Genomic DNA, 22,300 nt, shown 5'->3' with positions numbered 1-22,300 from the left:
TGCTGAATGCCTACCACGCACAATCCCAACCCCATCCGCACCGGCATCATCGGCTTCGGCCTGTCGGGCCGGGTGTTCCACGCTCCGTTCATCGCGACGAACCCGGCGTTCCGGCTCGACCTGATCTCGACCGGCAGCCCTGACCGGGCGGCACAGGCCACAGCCCAGCACCCCGGCGCCGAGATCGTCGGGAGCCCCGACGAGCTGCTGGCGCGCGCTGCCGACCTCGACCTGGTGATTCTCGCCTCACCGGCACATGTACATCTCGAGCAGGCTCTTGCCGCATTCGAAGCGGGCGCGAACGTCGTCATCGACAAGCCCTTCGTGCCCACGGTCACCGACGCGAAGCAGCTCATCGCCGCCGCCGAGGATGCCGGGAAGCTGCTCGCCGTGTTCCAGAACCGCCGGTGGGATGGAGACTTCCTGACGATCAGGCGACTGCTCGTCGAGGGTGCGCTCGGTGACATCCATCGCTTCGAGTCGACGTTCGAGCGCTGGGGAGGCGCGTTGCGCGACCGCTGGCAGGATTCCACCACCCCCGAGCAGGGTGCCGGCATCACCTATGACCTGGGCAGCCACCTGATCGACCAGGCACTGCAACTGTTCGGCCCGGCGACCGTCGATGCTGCCGAGCTCACGGTCGTGCGTGACGGGGGAGTGAGCGACGACGACGCGTTCATCTCGCTGCTGCACGACAGTGGCGTGCGCTCGCACCTGACGATGAGTCGCGCCGCCGGTCAAACCGGCCCGCGCTTCAGGGTGCTCGGCTCTGAATCGTCGTACTCGGTGAACGGCCTCGACAACCAGGAGCCGTTCCTCAAAGAGCAGCGCTGGCCGGGGTCCGACGGCTACGGTGTCACTCCGGAAGCGGAGTGGGGCCTCATCGGCGTGGCCGACGACCTGGAGCCCACCCCTACCGAGCGCGGCGCCTATCCAGACTTCTACGCGGGAGTTGCCGCCAGCATCCTCGAGGGTGCGCCGTCACCCGTCGACCCGAAGGAGGCCCTCGAGGTCGTACGCATCATCGAGCGGGCTCATGCCCTCTCCGCAGCGGCGTCGGTCTAGCGCCAGTCCAGAGTCGCGAGGGCGGCACTTGCCCGCCGCTGGCCGCACGCGGGATGCTGGGGCATGACCTCAGCATCCCTCCAGTCGGCGATCGAGAGCTTCGGTGACCCGCGCGGCTACCTGGCCGTGGCATCCATAGGACTGCCTCCCCGCCAGGCGGTCGATGCCCTGACAGCTGATCTCGAGGCGTGGAGTCTCGCCGACCGGGATCCGCAGGGTTACGACGCGGTGATCGAACGCACTCGGGCATCGTACGCGTCCCTTGTGGGCGTGCATCCGGATCGCGTCGCGCAGGGTTCCCAGACCTCGGTGCTGACGTCGCTCATCGCGGCCGCGGTACCCCCCGGTGCCGAGGTGCTGTGCGTCGACGGCGATTTCTCGTCGATCGTGTTCCCCTTCCTCCAACGGCCAGACATCACAGTGCGCCCTGTAGCGCTCGAAGCCCTGGCCGATGCCATAACGGATGAAACCTGGCTGGTCGTGTTCTCCCTCGTGCAGTCATCCAGGGGAGTCGTTGCCGACATCGCGTCGATCAACGCCGCGGCCGCACGGCATGGCACCTACACGATGTGCGACACCACGCAGGGAGCCGGTGTGCTGCCGGTGGATGCGTCGCTCTTCGACGCCACGGTATGCCACACGTACAAGTGGTTATGCGCGCCGCGGGGGGTCGCATTCCTGACCCTGTCCACCAGGTTCGACGCGCTGCTGACGCCGCTTCACGCCGGCTGGTATGCCGGCGACGATGTCTGGAAGAGCTGCTACGGTCCATCGATGTCACTGGCGTCGACCGCGAGGCGATTCGACGTGTCGCCGGCCTGGCAGGCATGGATCGGCGCTGAACAGTCGATCGCGCTCTTCGACGGGCTCGATATAAACGAGGTCTGGGCGCGCGCGAGCGGGCTTGGCGACGCGCTGTGTGACGGCCTCGGAATTCCGCAGCAGCACCAGGCGATAGTCAGCTGGCCGGATGCCTCGGGTGCAGACCTGCAGAAACTGCTCGGCGCAGGAATCAGGGCATCGGGGCGGGCGGGCCGGCTTAGGGCATCCTTCCATCTCTGGAATACCGAGGGCGACGTCGATGCTGTGCTCCACGCGCTGCGGTAGCTGGCCGCACCGGTAGGCTGGACGCTTCGCCAACCGGGCATCCAGCTCGGCTGACTGATAGCATGCCGCGCCTGTGCGGGCAGGCCGAAGGAGAGTTACACCGTGGCAACGCCCAGCAAGATCGACGCCGTTATCAACCTCGCTAAGCGACGAGGATTCGTCTTCCAGTCCGGAGAGATCTACGGTGGCTCGCGGTCCGCCTGGGACTACGGACCCCTGGGCACGGCCCTCAAAGAGAACATCAAAAAGCAGTGGTGGCAGACCGTCGTGCAGGGTCGCGACGATGTTGTCGGAATCGACTCTGCCGTGATCCTTCCTCGTCGGGTGTGGGAGGTCTCTGGCCACGTCGAGGTGTTCTCCGACCCGCTGGTCGAGTCGCTGCACACGCACAAGCGATACCGCGCCGACCACCTCCTCGAAGCGTATGAGGAGAAGCACGGTCATCCGCCGGCCAACGGTTTTGCCGATATTCGCGACCCTGACACCGGCCAGCCCGGATCATGGACCGAACCGCAGAACTTCTCGGGAATGCTCAAAACCTACCTCGGCCCCGTCGACAACGAGGAAGGGATGCACTACCTGCGTCCCGAGACCGCGCAGGGAATATTCACGAACTTCGCCAACGTGATGGGTGCTTCGCGGATGAAGCCGCCGTTCGGCATCGGGCAGGTCGGAAAGTCGTTCCGCAACGAGATCACCCCCGGAAACTTCATCTTCCGAACCCGCGAATTCGAGCAGATGGAGATGGAGTTCTTTGTCGAGCCGGGTACGGACGAAGAGTGGCACCAGTACTGGATCGATGAATCCATGCGCTGGTACACCGACCTGGGGATCAACCCGGAGAACCTGCGGTTATTCGAGCACCCGCAGGAGAAGCTGTCGCACTACTCGAAGCGCACCGTCGACATCGAATACCGGTTCCGTTTCGCGGGCAGCGAGTGGGGCGAACTCATGGGCGTCGCCAACCGCACAGACTACGACCTGCGCACCCACTCGGAAGGCTCCGGCGCTGACCTCTCCTACTTCGACCAGGCGAAAGATGAGCGCTGGATTCCCTATGTCATCGAGCCTGCGTTCGGCCTCACCCGGGCGCTCATGGCGTTCCTCATCGACGCCTACGCCGAAGACGAGGCCCCCAACGCCAAGGGCGGTATCGACAAGCGCACGGTGCTGCGCCTCGACCGAAGGCTTGCCCCAGTGAAAGTCGCCGTCCTCCCGCTGTCGCGCAATGAGCAGCTCTCGCCGCTGGCCCGTAACGTTGCCGCTGACCTTCGCAAGCTGTGGAACGTTGACTTCGACGATGCTGGGGCCATCGGTCGCCGTTATCGCCGACAGGACGAGATCGGAACGCCGTTCTGCGTCACGGTCGACTTCGACTCGCTCGATGACAACGCTGTGACCGTGCGCGAGCGCGACACCATGGCCCAGGAACGCATCCCGCTCGAGGGCCTGCGCGCCTACCTCGCTGCGCAGCTCATCGGGGCCTAAAAGCCCTCGCCCCGAACTCCACTCCCCATCCGCCTTTCGGAAATTCAGGAAGTCGGCGGCGGCCGCGCTGGTGATCCGCCGTCTGCTGCGGGCTGCTGCGGGCGCAACGGTGCTTATTCCTGAATTTCCGAAAGTCGCGGCTCCTCCACTGCGGGGGGATCTGGAAGATTTCCACGGCTTTGTCTGGCATCTCCGCAGTCGCGAATGCCACCGTGATGCTGTGGCGATGGTTGACATCGCACAACTGATCCATCTCCTCGGCGGCCTTGCCCAAAAGCAGCAACTCGTATCGAGAGGCGCGCGCGACCTCGACCTCACGCGGGCGGTCCGTGATGGAACCGCGGTGCGCGCTCGTCAGGGCTGGTACACGACAGTCGACGAGGCAGAGCCTCGCGTGCGCGCAGCGAGAGTGGGCGGCAGGCTGACGGGAATCTCCGCGATACAGGACTGGGGCGGCTGGGTTCTCGCAAACCCCCGCTTGCAGGTGTCGGTCCCGCGCAATTCGGCAAGGTTGCGCAACCAGTGGAACCGGAGGCGCCCGCTTGCCGCTGCGCGCGGAGTTCACGTGCACTGGGACGCCCCAGAGCTGAGCGAGCGGGGAGCGGCGTGGAGCGTATCTGCCGTTGACGCTCTCATCCGCGTGGTGCTGGACGAAGAGCTCGAGACTGCCGTCGCCGCGCTCGATTGGGCCGTGCACTCCGGATTGCTGGACGAAATCGACCTAGAGCGGGTCTTTCTTGGTCTTCCGAAAAGCAAGTCGTGGGTGCGTGGCTGGGTGGACGGGGCATGCGAGAGCCTTCCCGAGAGCCTGACACGTACTCGGCTCCGTCTTGCGGGCTACACGGTCACCATCCAGGTTCCTTTGGGCTCCCAGCGGATCGACATGGTGATAGACGGGACTGTCGGGCTCGAGATCGACGGCAGGGAATTTCACGCCGCGACTTTCGAGAAAGACCACCTCAAGGCGATAGATATCACGATCGCCGGCTTTCACGCGATGGCGGTGAGCGCCAATATGGTCTTCACCAACTGGGGTCACTTTTTGCACGCGGTTGAACTCGCGGTGGCGTCACACGCACCCCCGTCTTTCGGAAATTCAGGAACTCCAGCGATCAGGGCGTCAGGCGCCCCGCAACAGCGCGGCAGGTACGGTCGCTTTCGCGGCAGTTCCTGAATTTCCGAAGGAAGGGAAGGGGCGCGGGAATACCTGCGCCGAGACGGTGTTGTCGTCGGGGTGAGCAATCCCATCAAGGTAGACATCTGGTCAGACGTGCAGTGCCCCTGGTGCTACATCGGTAAGCGTAAGTTTGAGGCCGGAGCAGCCCAGTTCGGCGGTGACGTCGAGGTGGAATACCACTCTTTCGAGCTTGCGCCCGATACCCCGGTCGACTTCGATGGAACGCCCACCGACTTCCTCAGCCAGCGCAAAGGTATTCCGGCCGAGCAGGTCACCCAGATGCTCGCGAACGTGACCGACATTGCCAGAAGCGTTGGCCTCGAGTACGACTACGACCACGTTCACCAGACGAACACGGTGATCAGCCATGAGCTCATCCACTTCGCGAAGAGCAAGGGTCGCCAGATCGAGATGAAGGAGCGGCTGCTCGACGCGTACTTCGTGCGTGGAGAGCATGTCGGCCGAATTCCCGACCTCGTGGCCATCGCCGAGGAACTCGGATTCGACGGCGCCGAGGTCACCGAGGCGCTCGAGAGCCATCGGTTCCTTGCCGATGTCAAAGCCGACGTCGCTCTCGCCCAGGAGTATGGCATCCAGGGTGTGCCGTTCTTCGTGATCGACGGCAGGTACGGGGTATCCGGCGCGCAGGATGCGACGACCTTCGCTAACGCCCTCACACAGGTTCAGGCAGAGCGGTCAACCGAGAAGAGCGAATAGTGGATGCTACGACAAACCCCCAGCCCATCGTCAGTCTGCAGCAGCTGGGCGATCCGGATGCAGCAGCCTGTGCTGGCGACTTCTGTGCAATTCCCGAGCATCATGTTCAGGCCATCGTGAACCGCAGGCTCGACGAGAACGCGGTCTAGTTTTCGAGCCTGCTCATGATCCACGCGAGCAGATAACTTCGGCTGTTGCCGTCATCGATGCGATCCTCGTTGAGGTTCGTGGTCTCTTTGAGAGCAGCCGTGGCATCCTCCTTCCCACCCAGCGCTGAATACATCAGCAGATAGTCACCGAACAGCACGTCTGATCCGTTGGGCGCGGCCTCTGCGATATTGGTTCGCACGCGTTCAGGGTCGACGCCGAGGTAGCTGGCGACCGGGCTCATCGGCAGCACGAGGATCCCCAGCATGGCGCTCGGTTCCGGGCTGAACCAGGTGGCGTAGTCGCGCTTTCCTCCCCAGTTGATGGAGGCGACGTCGTGGTCGAAGCCGTCGTAGACGGACTCCGTCGTGTCGAAGTTAGTCCAGTAGGCAAATGCAGGTTTGGCCTCGGCCGCGAGCATCCACTGGGCTTCCGTGGCGAGTTCCGGCTGCGTGCTAGCCGATGCCCATAGGGCGAGTCCGTTCCACGCATTGACTGCTTCCGAGCTGGACTCCTGGTTGTTGCCGTCGGTGAACGGGGAGGTGCCGCTGGCCCACGAGTGGCCGACATCAGCATCGGAGGTCCGCCGTTCAGGGAAGTACGTGCTGTCTCCCTGCGTTGCGATGTCTGCCGCCAGGAGGTTCATAACGGGCGCCCACTGGTCGGCGAGGGCGGGATCATCCGCGGCGAGCACGCCCGCGGCATACAGGAAGTACCCGTAGTGGAAAAGGTGGTCGTTGAACTGGTCTGACCCGAACGATGCGGCCAGTCCGACGATGCCCTTGGCTTCCGGGTCGTACACGAAGCAGCGCTCCGTGCCGGTCGTGCAACTGGCAGGGTCCATCCTACCGGACCTTGTCTTTCGTGAGAGTCCTCGCAGGTCGAGGGATCCCACCGGCTCGACCGTGGGCGCTGACTACGTGAGGTCGGTCGTTTCGCATGCTTTCAAGTCGCCGTAGACGGTCGTCCCGGTGCCTGCATCACGCGTCGTCGCATCGTCGCGATCGGCGTACTGGTGAGGCTTGGGGGCGACAAGTGCGACGGGAATGTCACAGCGGCGGCATGGGTAGGCGCGGGGTTAGCGACTGGTGATGTCGCGGCGCCCGGAAAGGGGAGAAAAGCGGGAAGGGCGGGAGGCCGCGTGCGCGGGCAAAGCGGCCGAACGGGAGGAGGTAGCGCTATCCACCGCACTTTACGATCGGGGATTGTGTAACGGCTAATGCAGGATCATCGACAGTTGATCGAATAAAAATGGCTGACGAGTTGCGCAATTTCGGCCTATTCGACGAAGCCCCTGTTCGACCATTCGATGATCTGGGCAGCCGTCGCCTCCGCAGTCGCGGCCCTCGCGACCCGCGGGGGAACCCTGATGAGAGGCACCGTCGTCGGTCGCCCTGGAAGGGATGCATGCTGCCCGGTCGGGTTGAACCTCTTGTTGACGAGCGCGCCGAGCACGGCGCCGATCCCGAACCCGATGGGCAGCAGCAGCAGGTATAGCGCCGGAGCGAGCGCGGCCGCGGTGCCGAAGGCCAGGGTGGCGGCGACTCCTGCGATCGCGCCGATCGTGATGGCAACCCACCAGCGCTGCAGCTTCGCATTCGTCATGTCCCAGTCCCGCTGGGCGCGTAGCTGCGAGAGCGCCAATTCCCGTGGCGCAAGGCTCGCCCAGGTGTGGCCTTCGAATCTGAAGACATTCGGATGATCGTCCAGTGCCATCAGTCGCCTCTGGCTTCGTGGGAGATCGTACCTTCTGGGAGGTCTCTGGCTTCGTGGGAGATCGTGCCTTCCGCGGAGACCCCGGCTTCCGGGGAGTCCATGGCTTCCACCGAGATGTCGGCCACCGTTGCGTCGAGGCCCGCGACCAGGTCGTCGGCGGCGACCCACGCGCTCAAACCGCGGGCGCCGGCACCCATGGCGATCCGCCGACCGGTGATCCGCTCATCCACGAACACCGGCCAGGCTGTCGTGCTGCCGAGGGGCGTGATCGCACCGCGCTCGAAGCCCGTCACCTCCAGCGCGAGCTCGGCGGTGGGAAGAGTCAACCTGTTGACTCCCACGACGGCGCGGAGTTTGGCCCACGAGATCTGGCGGTCACCGCCCACCAGCGCGAACAGGAAGCTGCCGTCATGGCGCTTCACCACGAGAGACTTCACGAGCTCGCCGGGAGTGACACCGAGAAGCTGCGCGGCTTCAGTGAGCGAACGGGCCCCGGGGCGCGACACGAGCTCGATCGGGATGCCCCGGCTGGCGGCATCCTGCATCACCCGCTGGGTGCCGGCACCTGTGCTGGCGCCCTCTTCTGAAATCTCTGGGAGAATTGCCACATGACCATTGTTGCCGACCCGCGCACCGCCGCGGCGCCAGCGTCGAAACCGGCGCTGAAGATCGGGCCGATCGAGCTCGACGTGCCCGTGGTGCTCGCGCCGATGGCCGGCATCACGAACACGGCGTTTCGGAGGTTGTGCCGCGAATACGGCGCAGGGCTGTACGTCAGTGAGATGATCACCAGCCGGGCGTTGGTCGAGCGCACGCCCGAAAGCATGCGGCTGATCAGGCACCACGAGTCTGAGACGACCCGGAGCATCCAGCTTTACGGCGTCGATCCCAAAATTGTCGCTGAGGCTGTCACGATGCTGGTCGCCGAAGATCGAGCAGACCACATCGACTTGAACTTCGGATGCCCCGTGCCGAAGGTCACGCGCAAAGGCGGCGGTGCAGCGCTGCCGTGGAAGCGTGACCTCTTCCGCGACATCGTGGAGGGCGCAGTGAAGGCTGCCGGTGCCGTGCCCCTGACTGTCAAGATGCGCAAGGGCATCGACTCTGATCACCTCACCTACCTTGAGGCCGCGAAGGCCGCAGAGGGGGCCGGCGTCGCGAGCATCGCGCTCCACGCTCGCACCGCCGCCGAGTTCTATTCGGGCACGGCGGACTGGTCCGCGATCGAGAAGCTCAAGAACACCATCACCGGCACTCCCATCCTCGGCAACGGCGACATCTGGAGCGCCAAGGATGCCCTGCGCATGGTCGACGAGACGGGGTGCGACGGTGTCGTCGTCGGTCGCGGATGCCTCGGACGCCCCTGGCTGTTCGGGGACCTGGCTGCGGCCTTCCGCGGTGAGGAGCTCAAAGCGGAGCCGAGCCTCGGCGACGTCGCCCGGGCATTCAAGCGCCATGCCGAACTGCTCACCGAATTCTTTGAGGAAGAGGATCGCGCGTGCCGCGACATCCGCAAGCACGTCGCCTGGTACTTCAAGGGCTACGCGGTCGGCGGCGAACTGCGGGCGGCCATGGCGACGGTCAAAGACCTCGCGCAGCTCGACGAACTGCTCGCCCAGCTTGACGGCGAGCAGCCATACCCGGGCGCGGATGCCGAGGGCCAGCGAGGCCGCGCTGGCACCCCCAAGAGCCCGAGCCTGCCACAGGGCTGGCTCGACAGCAGGGAGCTGCAGGAGACTCATCGCGTGCAACTCACCGAAGCCGAATTGAACACCAGCGGTGGTTGACGGGTACACGGCGTTCGACGCCGAGCGCTGGCTGCCCGAAGAACATGGAAGTCGCCGCAGCGACTTCGCGAGGGACAGGGCACGGGTGTTGCATTCGAGCGCGCTCCGCAGGCTTGCCGCGAAGACTCAGGTGCTCAGCCCGACGACGGCTCTCGATTTCGCCCGCAACAGGTTGACCCATTCATTGGAGGTGGCGCAGGTCGGCAGGGAGCTTGCAGCCAGCCTCGGGCTCGACCCGGATGTCGTCGACACGGCCTGCCTCGCGCACGATCTGGGGCATCCACCCTTCGGTCACAACGGCGAACGTGCCCTCAACGAGTGGGCGGCAGACATCGGCGGCTTCGAGGGTAATGCGCAGACCCTGCGATTGCTGACGCGAATCGAACCAAAGGTGTTCGGGGCCGATGGCGCGACCTATGGGCTCAACCTCACGCGAGCCTCTCTCGACGCGAGCTGCAAGTACCCGTGGCCGAGCGCGCAGGGCGTGGCGGACCCGAGCGGTCGCAGCAAGTACGGTTTCTACGACGACGACACCACCGCGTTCGAGTGGCTGCGGGAGGGTGCTCCCGATCGACAGCGGTGCATAGAGGCCCAGGTCATGGATCTTTCCGACGACATCGGCTATTCGGTGCATGACTTCGAAGACGCGATCGTCAACGGGTACGTGGATGTCACGGCCCTGGGCGCCCGCGTCGATCACGACGAACTCGTCAACTCGATGTTCGCCTGGATCGGGGGAGAGGTCGATCACGACGAGCTCATCGCAGCGTTCGACAGGCTCGACAACCTCGACGTGTGGATCGACCGCTGGGACGGGAGCAGGCAGGCCCACGGCCGGCTCAAGAACCTGACGAGCCAACTGATCGGCCGCTTTGCTGGCGCTGCCGTGCAGGCGACCAGGGAGTCGCACTCGGGGAATCTTGCGCGCTTCGGGGCCGACCTCGTGGTTCCCCGCGAGATCCAGGCGGAGATAGCCGTGCTGAAGGGTATCGTCGCGGCATTCGTGATGTCGACGAATGCGCGCCGGCCGATCTATGCCCAACAACGCGACATGCTGTCGGAACTGGCCGATGTGCTGTTGTGGACGGCGCCCAGGAACCTGGATGCCGGCTTCGCAGCCGACTTCACGGATGCCGACACCGATGCCGGGCGCAAGCGTGCCGTGGTCGACCAGGTCGCGTCTCTCACCGACCAGTCCGCGATGGCCTGGCACACGCGGCTCGTGGGCTGAGCACTCCCGCAGCACGCCACTGCCGGGCGACCGTAGAATTGGATCGTGGCTGGACTGATCCGACGAACCGATATCGACGAGGTGAGGTCGCGCACCAACCTCGGTGACATCGTCGGTGATTACGTCACACTCAAGAACGCCGGCGTCGGATCGATGAAGGGGCTCTGTCCGTTCCATGAGGAACGCAGCCCCAGCTTCCACGTGCGGCCGATTGTCGGCTTCTACCACTGCTTCGGTTGCGGTGAGGGCGGCGATGTCTTCACCTTCCTGCAGAAGATGGACCATGTCAGCTTCTCGGAGGCCGTCGAACGGATGGCGGGGCGCATCGGGTACGAGCTGCGTTACGAGGACGGTGGGGCCGCGACGGATCACGGCAACCGCGCGCGCATCCTCGCCGCCAACCAGGCAGCCGCCAACTTTTATGTCGAGCAGCTGACGACGCCAGAAGCCCAGCCCGGGCGCACCTTCCTGGGGGAGCGCGGGTTCGATGCGTCGGCCGCCGAGCGATTCGGAATCGGATTCGCTCCGCGTGGCCAGGCCCTCGGTAAACACCTCACGTCCAAAGGGTTCAGCGAAGACGAGCTGGTCACTGCTGGCCTGCTGGGTCGAGGGGAACGCGGGGACGTCTACGACAGGTTCCGTGGTCGGCTGGTGTGGCCGATCCGGGATGTGACGGGCGCTACCCTCGGTTTCGGCGCGCGAAGACTGCTGGACGACGACAACGGACCCAAGTACCTGAACACTCCGGAGACGCCGGTTTATCACAAGAGCCAGGTGCTCTACGGCCTGGATTTGGCCAAGCGCGACATCGCCCGCGGAAAACAGGTGGTCGTCGTCGAGGGCTACACCGACGTCATGGCCTGTCACCTCGCTGGGGTCACGACCGCCGTCGCGACCTGCGGCACCTCGTTCGGGGTCGACCACATCAAGATCGTGCGCAGGATCATCGGTGACACAGACAACCCGGACACGACGGGCACAGGCGAGGTGATCTTCACCTTCGATCCTGACGAGGCCGGCCAGAAGGCGGCCAGTCGGGCGTTCGCTGAGGAGCAGCGATTCGCGGCCCAGACGTTCGTCGCCGTCGCACCGGAGGGGCTCGACCCCTGCGACCTCCGACTCAATAAGGGCGATGACGCTGTGCGGCGCCTGATCAAGACGCGTAAGCCGATGTTCGAGTTCATGGTCCGAAGGGTGTTGGGCGGCTTCGATCTCGAAACAGTGGAGGGCCGGGTGTCTGCCCTCAGGGCTGCGGCACCGGTCGTCGCCGGGATCCGTGACCAGTCGATGAGCGTGGGTTACGTGAGGAACCTAGCGGGATGGCTCGGACTCGACCCTGCCGAAGTGCAGCGGGCCGTTTCGTCGGCTCGTTCGGCACCGGGCAACCACACCCAGCCCGATTCCCGATCCACGTCGTCGAGGGATGATGGCCAGCAGGCGGCATCGGCTCCAGCGATCGATGAGCCCTCCATCACGCGGCTGGCGACCGACACCACGACCCGCACCGAGCGCGACGTGCTGATGGCGATCCTCCAGCATCCTGAACTGGTCGGCCAGTCCCTGATGTCCAAGGCCGCCGCCATCGGTTTCACTGATGCGTCGCTGGAGATCGTCAGGGATGCCGTGGCCGTAGGCATCGCCCACGCTGACAGCGCCGACTGGATCGCACGAGTCGCAGCAGAGGTGCCGCAACGGTATGCGACGCTCGTCAACCAGCTCGCTGTCGCTCCGATTCCGGCGCGTGAAGACAAGCTGCCCGGCTATTGCACGAGCATCGTGTCCGACTTTATCGACAGGGATCTCCTGCGCGAGAAACGGTCGGTCATGGGCTCGATGCAGCGACTGGATGCCGCGGCAGATCCCGCACGCTACGCCGAGGTTCAGCGCGAATTGGTTCGCATCGAGACGGAACGACGCATCCTGCGCAACGAGTAGCGCGGTGTTGCGGGGCGAATGCGCCTGCATTTCTATTGCGTAAAGATCCTTCATTTTCATCGTCATCGAGACCGTGCCGTTGGGCGACTGTGTTACTACTGGGGTACAGCAACGCCGGGGCCTCTCGCGTCTCGAGGCGTTTTTTGCCATGCAGTGCCGAGTCAGGCATTCACACCAGGAAGAGGTAGACGGATATGACATCCGCATCCAATAACAAGCGCGCTCTCGCAGCGGTCGCAGGCTCGGCCGTGTTCGCACTGGTCCTCGCCGGTTGCGCCGCAGGCGGGGATTCGGGCAGCGGTTCGAGCGAATCACTCATCGTCGGAACCACCGACAAGGTCACGTTTATCGACCCGGCAGGCTCGTACGACAACGGGTCGTTCGCGATCATGACCCAGGTGTACCCGTTCCTCCTGAACTCCCCGCAGGGCACGTCAGATGTCGAGCCTGACATCGCTGTTTCTGCCGAGTACACGACCGACACCGAGTACACGGTCGTCCTCAAGGAGGGCCTGAAGTTCGCTAACGGACACGACCTCACCTCGTCCGACGTGAAGTTCTCTTTCGACCGCCAGCAGGCGATCGCCGACGAAAACGGCCCGTCAGTGCTGCTCGGCAATATCGCCAGCATCGACGCACCGGATGACACGACCGTCGTTTTCACGCTGAACAACGGAAACGACCAGACGTTCGCGCAGATCCTGTCGAGCCCGGCCGCACCGATCGTCGATGAAGAAGTGTTCTCGGCTGACTCCGTTACCCCTGACGCCGACATCGTTGCCGGAAATGCTTTCGCCGGCCAGTACGTTATCTCGAGCTACGACTTCAACAACCTGATCTCGTTCGAAGCCAACTCCGACTACCAGGGAGTGCTCGGCGCAGCTGCGACGACCAACATCGACCTCAAGTACTACACGGATGCTTCGAACCTGAAGCTCGACGTGCAGGAGGGCAACATCGATGTCGCCTACCGCAGCCTCTCGGCAACCGACGTTGCCGACCTCGAAGGCAACGACAGCGTCAATGTCGTCGTCGGTCCTGGTGGCGAGACTCGTTACATCGTCTTCAACTTCGACACCCAGCCGTTCGGTGCGACGACTCCTGAGGCCGACGCGGCCAAGGCACTCGCGGTCCGTCAGGCTGCTGCCGGTCTCGTTGACCGTGAGGAGCTCGCAGAACAGGTCTACAAGGGCACTTACCTGCCGCTGTACTCTTACGTTCCCGCCGGTCTGACCGGTGCGACCGAGGTGCTGAAAGACCTGTACGGGAAGGATGGCGGCCCGGATGCCGACGCCGCTGCCAAGGTGCTCGCCGACGCCGGAGTCGCCACTCCTGTGGCGTTGAACCTGCAGTACAACCCGGATCACTACGGTGAATCGTCGGGTGACGAGTACGCATTGGTGAAGAGCCAGCTCGAAGCGACCGGCCTGTTCGCGGTCAACCTGCAGTCGACCGAGTGGGTTACGTACTCGAAGGACCGCACCGAGGACCTGTACCCGGCGTACCAGCTCGGATGGTTCCCTGACTACTCCGACGCTGACAACTACCTGACGCCGTTCTTCGCCGCGGAGAACTTCCTCGGGAACCACTACGACAACCCTGAGGTCGACCAGTTGATTAAGGATCAGGCGGTCGAGACGGATGTTGCCAGCCGCCAGGCGCTGATCGAGGAGATCCAGGCCAAGGTCGCCGCCGACCTGTCGACGCTGCCGCTGCTTCAGGGTTCGCAGATCGCTGTGACCGGCTCCGCTGTCACGGGCGCGGTGCTGGACGGTTCATTCAAGTTCCGCTACGGCAGCCTCGTCAAGGGCTGACGAACCGCAAGTGCGCGACGGCTAGAGTTTCTCTAGCGCAATGAAGGGGGCGACCCGCGTCGAGCGGGTCGCCCTCTTTCGTTCCCAGCATGATTGGCAGATATGACCACGACCGTCCTGGCCCCACTGGCACCGGTGGGACCACCGCAGGCCCCACGACGATCGTTGGGCGCAGGCAGCCCTTTGCTGCGGTTCATCATCGTCCGCTTCCTGCTGATCTTCCCGACGATCTTCATCCTCGTCACCATGGTCTTCCTGCTCATGCGCACCATCGGCGATCCGATCACCGCTGCGCTGGGCGGGCGGCTGAACGCACAGCAGCTCGCTGAGCGCATCGACGCTGCCGGCTACAACCGGCCGCTGATCGTTCAGTACTTCGAATACATCGGCCAGGTCGCGACGGGCAATTTCGGCACGGCGATCAGCGACGGACGCCCGGTGTCCGAACTCCTCCTCACCTACGGGGGAGCTACTCTCGAGCTCGCGTTCTACGCGCTTCTCGTGGCCTTCATCGTGGGAATCCCGCTCGGTATGGTCGCCGCGTACCTGCGTGATCGCTGGCCGGATGCCGTGCTGCGCATCGTCGCCATCCTGTTCTACGCGACCCCCGTGTTTTTTGCCGGGCTGCTGCTGAAGCTCGTGTTCTCCGTCTGGCTGAATGTTCTCCCGGTCGCCGGTCGCGCCAGCACACGTACGGAGCTGCAGATGGGCAGGCTCGACAATCGCACGGGGATTTACCTGATCGATGCGATCCAGCTCGGAAGCGCGGCCGCCGTCGCCGATGTTCTGCAGCACGCCGTGCTCCCGGGCCTTGCGCTTGGCCTGCTCACCGCAGGCGTGTTCCTGAGGCTGGTGCGCACGAATGTCATCGGTACCCTGTCGATGGATTACGTCGACGCCGCACGCTCCCGCGGCGTCAGCGAATACCGACTGGTGCGTCGTCACGCCTACAAGCCGGCACTCATCCCGATCATCACCGTCATCGGCCTGCAGATCGCGATGCTGCTCGGCGGCGCGGTCCTGACCGAGACCACCTTCGAGTGGAAGGGTCTCGGATTCAAACTCGCCGAATACCTCAGCGCCCGCGACTTCGTCGCCGTGCAGGGGATCGTAGCGTTGCTGGCGGTGATCGTTGCGCTCAGCAACTTCATCGTCGACATACTCGCAGCGATCATCGACCCGAGGGTGAGGTACTGAGGTGACCAACACCGATGCGACCAGTGCCGACCCGGCATCGTTCGCTGCCCGGGCACCCCGCTGGCATCACCTCCCCGTGGTGCACCAGCTGCGCCAGAGCGTCGGCCTGCAACGCGGCATGCTCGTGGTGGGACTTGTCATCACCGGGATCTTCATCCTCACGGCGATCTTCGCTCCATTGCTCGCCCCGTATGGTTTTGCCGAGCTGCAGGATGAGAACGGTAACTTCGGCGCGCAGCAGCCTCCCGGAGGCGCGCACATCCTCGGCACAACGGTCGGTGGTTATGACGTGCTGTCCCGGGTCATCTGGGGCACCCAGACCGCACTGGCGGTGATCGTGGTCGCCGTGGTGCTGTCGATCTTCGCGGGCGTTCTGCTCGGCCTGGTTTCCGGATACCTCGGCGGATGGCTCGACCGTGTGCTCGTGGTCATCGCCGATGCCGTCTTCGCGTTTCCCACGCTGTTGTTGGCGATCGTCGCAGCCATTGTGATCAGCGGCGGCCAGTCGAAGCTGCTCGGCGGTGTGCTCGCAGCCGCGATCTCGATCACGGTGGTCTACATCCCGCAGTACTTCAGGGTGATCAGGGCAGAAACCGTGCGCATCAAGACGGAGGCCTATGTGGAATCGGCCAAGGTGATCGGCTCGAGCACCTCCCGCATCATGTTCCGCCACGTGCTGCGCAACGCCACCCGCACCCTGCCGCTGATCTTCACGCTCAACAGTTCCGAGGCCATCCTGACCCTCGCTGGCCTGGGTTTTCTCGGATTCGGGATCGAGCCGACCTCTGCGGCCGAGTGGGGTTATGACCTGAACCGTTCGATCTCGGATGTCACGAGCGGTATCTGGTGGACATCACTGTTCCCAGGCCTCGCGATCGTTCTCGTGGTGCTCGGCATCACCCTCGTGGGTGAGAGCCTGAACGATCTCGCCGACCCGCGCCTCAGGACGAGGCGCAAGGCGGATTCTCCTACGGCGACCCCCATCGCGGCACCCGACATGGCTGCCACGTCGGCAACGGATTCGACGGGAGCACCGGCATGATCAATGCGCCCATAAAGAAGGTGGTGGATATCACCAACCTCGAGGTCACCTTCGCCACTGACGGCGGTGATGTCGTCGCGGTCAACAACGTCACGCTGTCGGTCGGCGCCGGCGAGGTACTCGCGATCGTCGGTGAGAGCGGCAGCGGAAAGACCGTCACGGCGAAGACGATCCTCGGCCTGCTGCCGGACACCGCCGTTACGCGCGGTGCGATCGTGTTGAACAGTCGGGACATCGTAGGGATGACGGGTTCCCAGCTGCGGGAGATTCGCGGAACAGATGTCGCGATGGTGTTCCAGGAGCCGTCTCTCGCCCTCAACCCGGTCTACACCGTCGGCTGGCAGATCATCGAGGGCCTTCGTGCGCACAAGGGTTTCGACGCGAAGCAGGCGCGTGCGAGGGCCATCGACATGCTCGGCAAGGTGGGCATCCCCGACGCCGAGAACCGCATCGACTACTACCCCCATCAGTTCTCCGGGGGGCAGAAGCAGCGCATCGTCATCGCGATGGCGCTCGTGTTGGATCCCGAGCTGATCGTTGCCGATGAGCCGACGACCGCGCTCGACGTGACGGTACAGGCGGAGATCCTCGACCTGCTGCGCCGGTGCCGTGATGAGTTCGGCACCGCGATCATCCTGATCACCCACAACATGGGAATCGTTGCCGACCTGGCAGATCGCGTCGCCGTGATGTACCAGGGGGACGTCGTGGAGGAGGCCGGGGTCGAGCAGTTATTCTCGGCACCGCAGCATCCTTACACCCAGCGACTGCTCGCAGCGGTTCCCCGCATCGGCAAGGGTGGCGCCATGGCGTCGGCACGGACTGCTGAGCGGGTCGCGGCGGGAACCGTCAACATGGCCGCTCCCGTGGTGGTAGCCCGCGACCTCGTGATCGAGTACGGCGGCAGATTCGGACGCAACAACTTCCGCGCTGTTGACGGCGTGAGCTTCACGATCTCACCCGGTGAAGTCCTGGGCCTCGTAGGCGAGAGTGGATCGGGTAAGACCACCATCGGTCGCGCGATCGGTGGTCTCACGAAGATCACCGGCGGATCGCTCGAGGTGCTCGGCCACGAGATGTTGGGCATCCGTGAGCGCACCTTCAGGCCGGTTCGCAGGGACATCGGATTTGTCTTCCAGGATCCGGCCTCGAGCTTCAACCCGCTGTTGACCATCGCACAGTGCGTCGCCGAGCCGCTCATCGTGCACGGCAGGGCGCGGGATGCGGTCGAGGCGAGGTCCCGTGTGAACGATCTGCTGGAGGCCGTGCAGTTGCCCCGGGCGTTCGCTGACCGATTCCCGCACGAGCTCAGCGGTGGACAGCGCCAGCGCGCCAGTCTCGCTCGCTCCCTTGCGCTGAACCCCACCCTCCTGATCGCCGACGAACCCACGAGTGCTCTCGACGTGTCGGTGCAGGCGCGAGTGCTCGAGCTTTTCGCTGAGCTCCAGAAAGAACTCGGCTTTGCCGCGCTGTTCATCAGTCATGACCTCGCGGTCGTCGACATGCTCTCCGACCGCATAGCGGTGCTCTACAAGGGAAAGCTGGTGGAGGAGGGCACGGGCGACGAGGTGCTCGGCGCTCCGAAGCACCCGTACACCCAGCGACTGCTCGCGTCACTTCCCGTACCGGACCCGATCGAGCAGGGTAAGCGCAGGTCGGCTCTCGCTGCCCTGAAGGCGGCTGATTGAGCCGTGCCGCACTCATCCATGACGACGTCTGCGACCGGGGCGACAGTGAGCGCTCGGGATCTCTCTGTGCGCTACAGCTCCAGCAGCCCCGAAACCAGGGCAGTCGCGCTCGACGGTGTTAATTTCGACCTCTCGCCCGGCGAGGTGCTCGCCGTCGTGGGGGAGTCGGGATCGGGCAAGAGCACTCTCGCCCGCGTGGTGGCACTCGACGTCGACCGACTGGATGATTCGTCACCGCGCATCAGCGGTGGTGAGCTCAACGTGCTGGGCGCACGAGTGCGCGGCATCTCCCCGCGGCGTCGAAGCCGTGTGGGACTCTACGTCGGCTATGTTCCACAGGAGGCCGGTGACCGTCTCCAGCCACGACTGACCGTGGGCGAGAACGTAGCAGAACCGATCTACGCGCGCGATCGCCGGTTCAACCAGAATGATGCCGGCGAGGCCGTGGCCACGGTCATCGACGCCGTGCGCCTGCCACTGACGGTGATGAACAGGTATCCGCATGAGCTGAGCAAGGGGCAGCGACAGCGGGTGGCGATTGCGAGGGCGATGATCCTCGAGCCGAAATTGCTGGTGGCGGATGATCCGACCGCCGGCATCGACGTGACGGCTCGACGCGCCATCCTCGACATCATCGTCTCGTTGCAGCGGGAGCGCGGCTTCTCGACCCTGATCGTGACTGCCGACCTTGCCGAGGTGCGCCGGGTGAGCACCCGGGTCGCGATCATGCATCGCGGTGTGATCGTCGCCAGTGGCCAGCTCGACGAGGTGCTTGCGACGGCCGAGCACCCATACGTGAAAGGCCTCGCCCGGTCGCAGGACGGCGGCAGGTGGTCGGCATCGTGAGCGACGCTACTCAGACCCGCGCGCCCGGCCAGCATCGTGACCCGGTTGCTGCGCTCGCACGACCGATCAGCGGAGCGCGCCCCACGGCGGGGCGGGTCGCGATCCTGCCCTTCGACCATGAGGGGTTCGCGGCGGCCGTGCGTGACGGTGGCGGTGAAGTCGGCCCGCTCGACAACTCGACGCGTGGCGTCGTCTGGCTAAACCTCGACCACGACGCGCTCGGCGACGTGCTGGCGGCACATCCCGGGGTCGAATGGGTGCAGGTTCCCATGGCCGGTGTCGAACGCTTTGCACCGCTGTTCATGGCCCAGGGCGCTGCCGAGCTTCCCCTGTGGACCAGCGCCAAAGGCTCTTTCGCAGAGCCCGTGGCCGAGCATGCTGTGGCTCTCGCTCTTGCCGTGCTGCGCGGCCTGCCGGACAAGAGCCGCTCCACGAGCTGGGCGGATTCGAAAACCGGTATCTCGCTCTTCGGCCGCAATATTGTGATTGTCGGGGCGGGCGGTATCGCCCTCGAGATCATGCGGCTTCTCGCACCCTTCGAGGTCTCGATCACGATCGTGCGACGCACAGCGGGCGACGTTCCCGGTGCAAGGCGCACTGTCGTGGCATCCGCGCTCATGGACGTGCTGCCGCAAGCGGATGTCGTCATCCTCGCCGCGGCGGCGACCGACAAGACCGCACACCTCATCGGTCGGGAGCAACTCGCCGCGATGAAACCGTCGGCCGCACTCGTCAACATCGCCCGCGGGCACCTCATCGACCAGGATGCCCTCGCCGAAGCCCTGGCGGCGGGGCACCTTGCCGGGGCTGGCCTCGACGTGACCACCCCTGAACCGCTTCCGGACGGTCATCCGTTGTGGACCGCGCCGCGCGTCGTGATCACGTCACACTCCGCGGACACTCCGGAGATGACGGAGCCACTGCTTGCGGAGCGTATCAGGGCCAATGTCGCTGCGCTCCTGGGTGATGGCGCCTTCGTCGGCATTGTCGATCCGGTTGCAGGCTACTGATGGGGCAGCAGTTTTGTACCTCGATTTGGCGAACTCGCAACCTTTGGTAAAGTAAGCAAGCTAAATGCCAATCCTCGATAGCTCAATTGGCAGAGCAGCCGACTGTTAATCGGCAGGTTCTTGGTTCGAGTCCAAGTCGAGGAGCTAAGGCCCGGGTCCTCCACGATCCGGGCCTTTTCTTTGTCCGGGCGTCGAGAGCCCACGGATCGGGTACGCCCGGGGGAGTAGCCGGGCGACGCCGCCGGGCCGATGACGGCAGGGGTGGCCGCAACTACGATCGTCACATGCCGTTGCCCGATTCTGTGCGTGCCGAGAGCAGACGCGAGCGGTGGCAACAGCACGCTCTGCGCAAGCAGTGGATGCAGGATCAGTGGTCCGGGGACGGGGACCGCGTGGGGCCGCCTTCGCCGCCACCATTGCACCTCTCCTCGAGAGCCAGGCTGGTCATTCCGGTCATCCTGTCGTTGGTCGTCCAGATTCCTCCCAACCTGTGGTGGCTAACCCAGTTGCGCGAGCTCGCCTCTGTGCTCACGATCGCACTCGCCATCATCGGCCCGCTCGCCCTGCTGCTGGTCCGGCGCATTCCCGGCCCGGTCGTCGCGTTCGTCTCGGTCGCTGCCTGCATCGATACCAGCACCGGATAGAGTCTGACTTCGGAGCAGGATCGGCACGGCCGATACCTCCCCCGGAGGGAGATTCGTCGTTGATCGATGACGCAGGTAGCGCCCCGGCGCGGGGCATCACCGAACGCGCGGCCGCCATTCGCGCGAGCCTCGGTGTCGGAGCGGCGGTGTCTGCGTACGGTGTGTCGTTCGGGGCGCTGTCCGTGGCATCCGGGCTCGACATCTGGCAGACGTGCGTGCTCAGCGTGTTGATGTTCTCCGGCGGCTCGCAATTCGCGCTTATCGGTGTGCTCGCCTCCGGCGGTACGGCAGCAGGAGGTGCCGCAATCGCCAGCGCTGCCCTTCTCGGTACCCGAAATGGACTGTACGCCCTTCGGATGGCGCCGATCGTCGGTGGCGGGTGGCCGAAGAAGCTCCTTGCCGCCCACTGGACCATCGATGAGAGCACCGCCGTCGGCTCGGCACAACCCACGCTTGAAAGCCAGCGCACGGGCTTCTGGTTCACCGGAGCGATCATCTACGTCGGCTGGAATCTCACCACCCTCGTTGGTGCCCTGATCGGTGACCTGCTCGGTGACGTGAGCCAATATGGGCTGGATGCCGCCGCCGCCGCCGCTTTTCTCGGGCTCCTGTGGCCCCGGCTCAGGCAACTGCAGCCGATCGTGGTCGCCGTCGGAGCCGCCGTGGTCGCCGCGGTACTCACTCCGTGGCTCCCGCCCGGGGTCCCCGTGCTCCTTGCCGCCGTCGTGGCGGTCGTGGTGGGCCTCACCAACTGGTGGGGAGCGAAATCGTGACCGTCTGGCAGGTGGTCATCCTCGCCTCGATTGCAGTTCTGGTGCTGAAACTCCTGGGCTATCTCGTGCCACCCTCGCTCATCGAGAAGCCGGTGCCCGCCCGCATCGCGGGGTTGCTGACGGTTGCACTGCTCTCAGCACTCATCGTGACGCAGACCATCGGGTCGGGCCAGGGCGTCACGCTCGATGCGAGGGTGCCCGCGCTGGTGGTCGCCGCCGGGCTTTTCGCACTCAGGGTGCCGTTCATCCTGGTGATCGTTGCCGCGGCGGCAACGGCTGCGCTGATCAGGGCATTGACCTAGCGCGAGCGCGGGTCAGCCTTCGAGGTCGTCTTCGCCGGGCATCCAGCTCTGGCCGGGCACGCCCCAGCCGCTCTTCCTGATCACCTTGGCGACAGCTTTCGACTGCGCGTGGTCGAGGCGATCGGAATACAGGGTGCCGTCGAGGTGGTCATACTCGTGCTGGAAGATCCTGGCGAGCCAGCCACCGGCTTCGATCTCGAAGACCTTCTTGTCGATATCGGTCGCGCGCAGCATGACTTTCGGAGCGCGCCGCAGGGCCCACCGCTCACTTGGGATCGACAGGCATCCCTCCGACTCTTCGTCTTCGTCCGCTTCGCCGGCGGGGATGGGTGCGAGCCATAATTCGGGATTGATCGCGACGCCGCGCCACAACACCTCATCGTCGTCGACCCAGTTGTAGACGAACAGGCGCAGTCCGACCCCGACCTGCGGAGCAGCGAGCCCGACCCCTGGCGCCGCCTCCATGGTCTCGAACATGTCGTCGACAAGCGTTCGAAGCTGCGCGTCGAAGTCGACCACGGGCCCTGCGATCGTGTGGAGTACCGGTTCACCGGTGATTCGGATGGGGAGCACGGCCATGCCTCCAGAATAACGGAGGCTGAACGGGTAGATTC

General features: G+C 64.8%; 21 protein-coding genes, 1 tRNA gene and 1 pseudogene. 19 read left to right on the top strand and 4 right to left on the bottom strand.

Annotated elements, in window-relative coordinates; translation table 11 throughout:
• Positions 1-6 precede the first annotated feature (6 nt).
• The 6 genes from IEW81_RS01730 (at position 7) to IEW81_RS01705 (ending at position 5,703) form a co-directional block, all read left to right on the top strand.
• Entirely contained in the window at positions 7-1,065 is a 1,059-nt protein-coding gene (locus tag IEW81_RS01730; RefSeq protein WP_097060795.1) for a Gfo/Idh/MocA family protein, read from the top strand.
• A 63-nt stretch (positions 1,066-1,128) separates the two neighbouring features.
• Positions 1,129-2,172 carry an aminotransferase class V-fold PLP-dependent enzyme gene (locus IEW81_RS01725; RefSeq protein ID WP_097060796.1) on the top strand — a complete coding sequence of 348 codons (1,044 nt, stop codon included), beginning with the start codon at positions 1,129-1,131 and terminating at the stop codon, positions 2,170-2,172.
• A gap of 102 nt (positions 2,173-2,274) precedes the next feature.
• Positions 2,275-3,660: a glycine--tRNA ligase gene (locus tag IEW81_RS01720; RefSeq protein ID WP_097060797.1), complete on the top strand. Its 1,386-nt coding sequence runs from the start codon at positions 2,275-2,277 to the stop codon at positions 3,658-3,660.
• Positions 3,661-3,886: 226 nt separating this feature from the next.
• Positions 3,887-4,834, top strand: coding sequence for a putative endonuclease domain-containing protein (locus IEW81_RS01715; RefSeq protein WP_143544666.1), 948 nt, complete (start codon positions 3,887-3,889; stop codon positions 4,832-4,834).
• Positions 4,835-4,894: 60 nt separating this feature from the next.
• Complete coding sequence (locus IEW81_RS01710; RefSeq protein ID WP_097060799.1) at positions 4,895-5,554, top strand: DsbA family oxidoreductase; 660 nt, start codon at positions 4,895-4,897, stop codon at positions 5,552-5,554.
• Positions 5,554-5,703 carry a hypothetical protein gene (locus tag IEW81_RS01705; protein WP_179691840.1) on the top strand — a complete coding sequence of 50 codons (150 nt, stop codon included), beginning with the start codon at positions 5,554-5,556 and terminating at the stop codon, positions 5,701-5,703. Before IEW81_RS01710 ends, IEW81_RS01705 begins: the two co-directional genes overlap by 1 nt.
• On the opposite strand, the gene IEW81_RS01700 is transcribed toward IEW81_RS01705, so the two are convergent.
• The 3 genes and pseudogenes from IEW81_RS01700 to IEW81_RS01690 all read right to left on the bottom strand — a co-directional run.
• Positions 5,700-6,545 carry a glycosyl hydrolase gene (locus IEW81_RS01700; RefSeq protein ID WP_097060800.1) on the bottom strand — a complete coding sequence of 282 codons (846 nt, stop codon included), beginning with the start codon at positions 6,543-6,545 and terminating at the stop codon, positions 5,700-5,702. The two genes, IEW81_RS01705 and IEW81_RS01700, sit on opposite strands and share 4 nt — an antisense overlap.
• Positions 6,546-6,979: 434 nt before the next feature.
• The gene (locus IEW81_RS01695) at positions 6,980-7,417 is read right to left on the bottom strand and encodes a hypothetical protein (protein WP_097060801.1); all 438 of its coding nucleotides are present in this window, start codon (positions 7,415-7,417) and stop codon (positions 6,980-6,982) included.
• A gap of 110 nt (positions 7,418-7,527) precedes the next feature.
• Positions 7,528-7,962 (bottom strand): annotated as a pseudogene (locus IEW81_RS01690) (aminoacyl-tRNA deacylase); the annotation flags it as partial.
• A gap of 63 nt (positions 7,963-8,025) precedes the next feature.
• Between IEW81_RS01690 and dusB the strand changes: the two are divergent.
• From dusB to IEW81_RS01625, 13 genes are all read left to right on the top strand, one after another.
• Positions 8,026-9,204, top strand: a complete 1,179-nt coding sequence (gene dusB / locus IEW81_RS01685; RefSeq protein WP_097060802.1) for a tRNA dihydrouridine synthase DusB — start codon at positions 8,026-8,028, stop codon at positions 9,202-9,204.
• Positions 9,197-10,435 (top strand): deoxyguanosinetriphosphate triphosphohydrolase, encoded by a 1,239-nt coding sequence (locus tag IEW81_RS01680; protein ID WP_097060803.1) that lies wholly within the window; start codon positions 9,197-9,199, stop codon positions 10,433-10,435. The genes dusB and IEW81_RS01680 overlap by 8 nt, the downstream gene beginning before the upstream one ends.
• Before the next feature lie 45 nt (positions 10,436-10,480).
• Positions 10,481-12,370 (top strand): DNA primase, encoded by a 1,890-nt coding sequence (gene dnaG, locus IEW81_RS01675; RefSeq protein ID WP_097060804.1) that lies wholly within the window; start codon positions 10,481-10,483, stop codon positions 12,368-12,370.
• A 194-nt stretch (positions 12,371-12,564) separates the two neighbouring features.
• Entirely contained in the window at positions 12,565-14,184 is a 1,620-nt protein-coding gene (locus IEW81_RS01670; RefSeq protein ID WP_097060805.1) for an ABC transporter substrate-binding protein, read from the top strand.
• Positions 14,185-14,286: 102 nt separating this feature from the next.
• Entirely contained in the window at positions 14,287-15,381 is a 1,095-nt protein-coding gene (locus IEW81_RS01665; protein ID WP_097060806.1) for an ABC transporter permease, read from the top strand.
• Position 15,382: 1 nt separating this feature from the next.
• Complete coding sequence (locus IEW81_RS01660; RefSeq protein WP_373285361.1) at positions 15,383-16,423, top strand: ABC transporter permease; 1,041 nt, start codon at positions 15,383-15,385, stop codon at positions 16,421-16,423.
• The gene (locus IEW81_RS01655) at positions 16,420-18,111 is read left to right on the top strand and encodes an ABC transporter ATP-binding protein (RefSeq protein ID WP_229671190.1); all 1,692 of its coding nucleotides are present in this window, start codon (positions 16,420-16,422) and stop codon (positions 18,109-18,111) included. The genes IEW81_RS01660 and IEW81_RS01655 overlap by 4 nt, the downstream gene beginning before the upstream one ends.
• Positions 18,112-18,129: 18 nt before the next feature.
• Positions 18,130-18,957 (top strand): ATP-binding cassette domain-containing protein, encoded by an 828-nt coding sequence (locus tag IEW81_RS01650; RefSeq protein ID WP_143544667.1) that lies wholly within the window; start codon positions 18,130-18,132, stop codon positions 18,955-18,957.
• Entirely contained in the window at positions 18,954-19,967 is a 1,014-nt protein-coding gene (locus IEW81_RS01645; protein WP_308421866.1) for an NAD(P)-dependent oxidoreductase, read from the top strand. Before IEW81_RS01650 ends, IEW81_RS01645 begins: the two co-directional genes overlap by 4 nt.
• 71 nt (positions 19,968-20,038) lie before the next feature.
• A tRNA-Asn gene (locus tag IEW81_RS01640) sits at positions 20,039-20,111 on the top strand.
• Positions 20,112-20,251: 140 nt separating this feature from the next.
• Entirely contained in the window at positions 20,252-20,611 is a 360-nt protein-coding gene (locus tag IEW81_RS01635; RefSeq protein ID WP_097060807.1) for a hypothetical protein, read from the top strand.
• Positions 20,612-20,670: 59 nt separating this feature from the next.
• Positions 20,671-21,384: an AzlC family ABC transporter permease gene (locus tag IEW81_RS01630; RefSeq protein WP_373285360.1), complete on the top strand. Its 714-nt coding sequence runs from the start codon at positions 20,671-20,673 to the stop codon at positions 21,382-21,384.
• A complete protein-coding gene (locus tag IEW81_RS01625) occupies positions 21,381-21,686 on the top strand; it encodes an AzlD domain-containing protein (protein ID WP_097060808.1) in 306 nt (101 codons plus the stop codon). Before IEW81_RS01630 ends, IEW81_RS01625 begins: the two co-directional genes overlap by 4 nt.
• A 12-nt stretch (positions 21,687-21,698) precedes the next feature.
• Here the strand turns inward: IEW81_RS01625 and def are convergent, their stop codons facing one another.
• Positions 21,699-22,265, bottom strand: a complete 567-nt coding sequence (gene def / locus IEW81_RS01620; RefSeq protein ID WP_097060809.1) for a peptide deformylase — start codon at positions 22,263-22,265, stop codon at positions 21,699-21,701.
• Positions 22,266-22,300: the final 35 nt, after the last annotated feature.

Source organism: Salinibacterium xinjiangense, from assembly GCF_014645015.1.
GTDB classification, from domain to species: Bacteria; Actinomycetota; Actinomycetes; order Actinomycetales; family Microbacteriaceae; genus Rhodoglobus; species Rhodoglobus xinjiangensis.
This window is presented reverse-complemented; position numbering and strand designations above follow the sequence as displayed.